The sequence below is a fragment of the Anaeroplasma sp. genome, from assembly GCF_034179385.1.
Classification (GTDB): Bacteria; Bacillota_I; Bacilli_A; order Acholeplasmatales; family Anaeroplasmataceae; genus Anaeroplasma.
Genome location: NZ_JAXFPY010000050.1, coordinates 1 through 5,215, shown reverse-complemented (window position 1 = coordinate 5,215; position 5,215 = coordinate 1). Strand labels below are relative to the sequence as shown.

At 29.2% G+C, this 5,215-nt stretch carries 6 protein-coding genes; all 6 read left to right on the top strand.

Features of this window, described 5'->3' with window-relative positions; translation table 11 throughout:
* Positions 1–407, top strand: a 407-nt coding sequence (locus tag SPJ17_RS03370) for a nucleotidyl transferase AbiEii/AbiGii toxin family protein (protein ID WP_321092764.1), incomplete at its 5' end; no start/stop codon positions are given.
* Between the two features lie 237 nt (positions 408–644).
* A complete protein-coding gene (locus tag SPJ17_RS03365; RefSeq protein ID WP_321092762.1) occupies positions 645–1,298 on the top strand; it encodes a hypothetical protein in 654 nt (217 codons plus the stop codon).
* A gap of 477 nt (positions 1,299–1,775) precedes the next feature.
* A complete protein-coding gene (locus SPJ17_RS03360) occupies positions 1,776–2,192 on the top strand; it encodes a DUF1016 N-terminal domain-containing protein (RefSeq protein ID WP_321092759.1) in 417 nt (138 codons plus the stop codon).
* Positions 2,186–2,821 (top strand): PDDEXK nuclease domain-containing protein, encoded by a 636-nt coding sequence (locus SPJ17_RS03355; RefSeq protein ID WP_321092757.1) that lies wholly within the window; start codon positions 2,186–2,188, stop codon positions 2,819–2,821. The genes SPJ17_RS03360 and SPJ17_RS03355 overlap by 7 nt, the downstream gene beginning before the upstream one ends.
* A gap of 665 nt (positions 2,822–3,486) precedes the next feature.
* A complete protein-coding gene (locus SPJ17_RS03350; RefSeq protein WP_321092755.1) occupies positions 3,487–4,338 on the top strand; it encodes a DUF3990 domain-containing protein in 852 nt (283 codons plus the stop codon).
* On the top strand, positions 4,335–5,215 hold an 881-nt coding region (locus SPJ17_RS03345; protein ID WP_321092753.1), incomplete at its 3' end, for a GNAT family N-acetyltransferase. The genes SPJ17_RS03350 and SPJ17_RS03345, both read left to right, overlap by 4 nt.

Genomic DNA, 5,215 nt, shown 5'->3' with positions numbered 1-5,215 from the left:
TGCCTATTGAATTTGATGCTGCTTTATTTAATATGAATGTTCAATCACTTGAAAGAACATTTATTGATAAAGTGTTTGCTGTATGTGATTATAAGATTCAAAATATGATGGCTAGAGATTCAAGACATTTATATGATATAGCAAAAATTTTACCTAACATTAATTTAGATGATAATCTTAAAGAAATAGTTAAATCAGTTAGATTAGATAGAAGTAAATCAAAAAATAATCCTTCTGCAAATAGTAAATATAATATTAATGAAATGCTTAAAAATATAATAGAGACTAGATTTTATGAATCAGATTATAAAAATATTACCCTTAAGCTTTTATATGATAAAATAAGCTATGATGATGTTATTAAAAATGGAATAGAGATAATATTATCTACCGATGTGTTTAATTAAATGATTCATTTACTTATTCAACAAATATGGTATTAGTTACAAGGTGCTAGTATTTTATATTTATCGAGGCTTATGTTTCAGTAAATAGATGAAAGCATCTGGGGTTTCCTATACCTACACGTCCTTTTGGTCTAGTATTTTCTATATTGTCTCACATGTTGAGACGGTATGATGCTTGTACCACCCAAAGAATACTTTATTTTCGTGCTATATGAGCCGAAGAAAGGGGAGTAAGATATGAGATTTGACAACGCGTATTTTATTATTGGTACGGCCTATGCAGGCAAATCGACCATGGCAAAACTGCTTGCAGATAAATATAACGGTATCCTGTGTGAAGAGAACTATCATAACCAGCTCTTGCCAGTGCTTGACACTAAAGAGTTTCCTTTTCTGACTTATACCCGTGATCTGGAGGATTGGCATGACTTCATTAGAAGGACCCCAGAGGAATATAAGGCATGGATGGACGGCGTGTCTCTGGAGTGTGAGATACTGGAACTCAGGCTTCTGGATGGCCTTAAAGACCAGGATAGACCAATATTTGTTGATACGAATATTTCGATAGAGACACTGAAAAATATTGCTCCAGAAGACCATGTGCTGGTCATGCTTGCGGATCCTCAAATATCTGTGATGCGTTTTTTTGAAAGGCCAGATCGGGAAAAACAGTTCTTATATCGGCTGATAATGGATGAACCTGATCCAGAAAAGGCGATGGAGAATTATCGGAAAGGGCTTATGCTGATCAATTCGCAGGAAAACTATGACCGCTATTTACATTCTGGATTTCATGTGATAATCAGGGATGAAAACCGAAGCATTGAGCAAACACTGGAAATGGTAGAAAAGGCCTTCGGTTTGCAGGTAGTACAATCAAAATCCAGTTGAAACAATCTGCTTACGAAATCTTAGAAATGACTAAAATAGCAAAAAATAGGGAAAAAATAGGTGATTTTGACCAAAATAAGGTTAGAATTACCTTTTTCTTTTGAACAAACAAAAAAATTTTCTTTGAGATTATATGAAAAATGAGTTGGTATCGTAACCGAATCTGGTAACAGGGGCAAGATGTTTAAATAGATGGAAAAAGAATAAAAATATAGTTAAATGGCTTAATGCCAATAGATATTATAAAAGTACAAGTAAGGCATCTTCAATATAATTTATTTTGGCTATGGAGTAATCCATAGATTCATTTGGAATGCCAGTTAATTTTTATGAATTTGTTAAAAATGAACATGGTGTAAATAAGAGAAGAATGATTAATTCTATTCTATTAGAATAGCAGTAGAAAATGAATAAATGTGATGAAACCATTATCGTGTTATGGTATAATAAATTAGATTTTTAGGGCGGTGATTTATCTTGAAAAATGATATTATCTTATATAAAAATACAAATAACATATATGAGGATATAACAAGTATTGTAAATCAAGCAAATGATGTTGCCTATAAAACAGTTAATGTATTATTAGTTGAAAGAAATTGGTTGTTAGGGAAAAGAATCGCTGAAGAAGAATTAAAAGATAATAGAAAAGAAAATTATGGTAAGGAAATAATAAGTGAATTATCAAAAAAGCTTACAAATGATTTTGGAAAAGGCTTTGATAGAACAAACTTATATCATTATTTACAGTTTTATAAGTTGTATCCTAACTTTGTTGACTCAGTGAGTAGACAATCTATGTTAAGTTGGACACATTACAGAATATTGCTTCAAGTGTTTTCAAAAGAGGCACGTGATTGGTATGAACAAGAAGCTTTAAAAGGGTCTTGGTAGTCAGAACATTACAAAGAAATGTTTCATCAGATTATTATCATAGAATGCTATTATCTCAAAAGAAAGATTTAGTCAAAGAAGAAATGCTTGAAATAACAGAGCCACTTCAAGAAAAGAAACTGGGATTTATTAAAAATCCAATGGTATTAGAATTCTTAGGAATCCCTGAAAATAATGATTTTAGAGAGGGTGAATTGGAAAAAGCAATAATAAATCATTTACAAAAATTCCTAATGGAATTAGGTAAAGGATATGCATTTATTGGCCGTCAAGTAAGAATACATACTGAAAAAGAAGATTATTTTATTGATTTAGTATTCTTTAATTATATATTAAATTGTTTTATATTAATTGATTTAAAAACAAAGAAGATTACACATCAAGATGTTGGCCAAATGGATATGTATGTAAGAATGTATGATGAAAGAATAAAAGAAGAAAATCATAATCCAACATTAGGTATTGTATTATGTGATGATACAGATGAAGATATAGCAAAATATTCAGTTTTAAATGGAAATGAGCAATTATTTGCATCAAAATATAAACTATATCTTCCAAGTGAGGAAGAATTGAAGGCTGAAATAGAAAATCAAAAAACAATGTTCTACCTTCAACATAAAAAATAATTATAATGACTACAATCACACTCGATTGTAGTTTTTTATCTAAGCTTCAATAGCTCTCTATTCGTTTTAAACATTAATTTTAAGTGGTGCTGGTTTAATAAAGCAACACCCATGAATCATTAATATTACATGTAATGCTCTTTTATTTTGAGTATAACCATATAATGGTACTTGTGAATATATATTTTCATAAGAACAAGATGCTATTACAATAACATGTTGCATAGGCTTTAATATGGTATTGAATTATGTTATCTCACACGTCGAGACTGTCTGTTTGCTGACAAAGAAATAGCCCCAAATATCTATAAATAGGGTTAAAATAGCATATTTTAGGGCATTTTCATCTTATTTGGATCATTGGAGTCTGTCTAACATCTGATGGAGTTTAAAGCTTGTTGAGCATTTAAGTAGTTTCAACTAACGGTTGTAACGAAAAAACGAGATGTCTTAAGAAACATATTTTAGGCATTTATCAGCACTAAACCATTGTTTTTATTGAGACAAACATATTGTATTTATAAACATAATAAAGGATTTTAAGAGTTTTCTAGATAAATCCTTTTTTACAATCTTTAAACTTTTTGGTGACATATAGCACTAGCAATAATTATTGAACTTTTTGGTGACATATGTTACAATATAGTTGATAGGAGATGAATAGTATGAATTATAGAATAAACGAGGATTTAAAGCTTATACGTGAGATGCTAGATATGTCACAAGAGGATATTGCTAACAGTATCCGTGTTCAAAAAAGGACAATAATTAGAATAGAAAATGGTGAAAACTATCCATCTGATAATACAATAGAAAAAATATATGATTTAGCATATAAAAAAGGAATAAAACTTAATAACATAAAAGAAATGTTGTATAAGGAAGAAAACCCAAATAATAAAATAATATTTCACGGCGCTAGAACTACAATAGAAGGTACTATTTCGCCTTTTTGTGGTAGAGAAAATAATGATTTTGGTAGAGGATTCTATTGTAAAGAGGCAAGTGAACAAGCATCATCCTTCGTTTCAAGATTTCCTTCATCGTGCATTTACATGATTAAATTTAATGATAAAGATTTAAAAAAAGTAAATTTTGATGTGAATCAGGAATGGATGTTAGCTATAGCATATTATCGGGGAACACTTGATGCATATAGAGAACATCCACTTATAAAGAAAATAATTGATAAGGTTAATAAGGCTGATTATATTTATGCTCCAATAGCAGATAATAGAATGTATCGTATAATTGAGCAATTTATCGATGGATTAATAACGGATGAGCAGTGCAAACATTGCTTAGCAGCTACAAATTTAGGCAAACAATTTGTTTTTTTGACTGAAAAAGCAACATCAAATCTAGAAATTATTGAGAGGTGCTATCTTTCTAATGCAGAAAGAGAATATTACCAAAATATAAAACAGTCAGATATAAATGATGGAGATAATAAAGTAAAGCTTGCCATGATCAAATATAAAAACCAAGGTAAGTATATTGAGGAGATATTAGCATGATTAAAATGGATAGAGATGGAAAAAGACTCTGTGATATTCAAGCAGAATTGTTTGAAAAATCAGTTTCTACTCAAGATATGAGTTCTGAGGTGTTTGTTAGAAGATTTATGAATTCAAAGATTGCCATTGAATTAGATAGTAAAGCTTTTTTAGATGATAGTAAGACAATTAATGATATATTTGCTGACTTAGATTTACAATATGGTAAAACTACATATGGGTCTTTAAAATACAATAAGGATATAATGTATTGGGTTGGTTATTTATATAGATATTTTTGCTATACATATGATGTTTCTTCCAAGCAAGCATATAAATACTTACCTTTAAAATATGTCGCATCTACATTTATATCATATCATTCTTTAGATGTTTCCCAAGCTATTGAAAGATTACTAGAATCGAAAAAGATTTCTTTTAAAGAAGAAGATATTTTAAGAAGAGGAGTAGATATTCTTAGAGTAATAAGAAATGTTGATGATCCATATCGAAAATTTCCAGTTTTCGGAAATGAAAGATTTCTTTTAAGAAAAATCGAAGAAAGTGATGCTAAAGATTTATTGCAAATATATTCTGATGAGAAATCAGTTCCTTTTTTCAATAGTGATAATTGTAATGGAGATAATTTTCATTACAATACAATTAAGCGTATGAAAGAAGCAATTGATTTTTGGGAATATTCTTATAAAAATAGATATTTTGTAAGGTGGGCAATATTAGATAAATGTAATAATTCTATTATAGGTACCATTGAGCAATTTCATCGTGACTCAAATGATTATTTCACTAATTGTTCATTGCTTAGATTAGATTTGAGAAGTGACTATGAGAAAAAAGAATATATCTATAGTATTTTAAAATTAATAATTCCATCATC

What these genes read in the sequence shown, in the direction of transcription:
- SPJ17_RS03365 (WP_321092762.1), top strand. Translation starts at nt 645, where the DNA reads ATGAGATTTGACAACGCGTATTTTATTATTGGTACGGCCTATGCAGGC.
- SPJ17_RS03350 (WP_321092755.1), top strand. Translation starts at nt 3,487, where the DNA reads ATGAATTATAGAATAAACGAGGATTTAAAGCTTATACGTGAGATGCTA.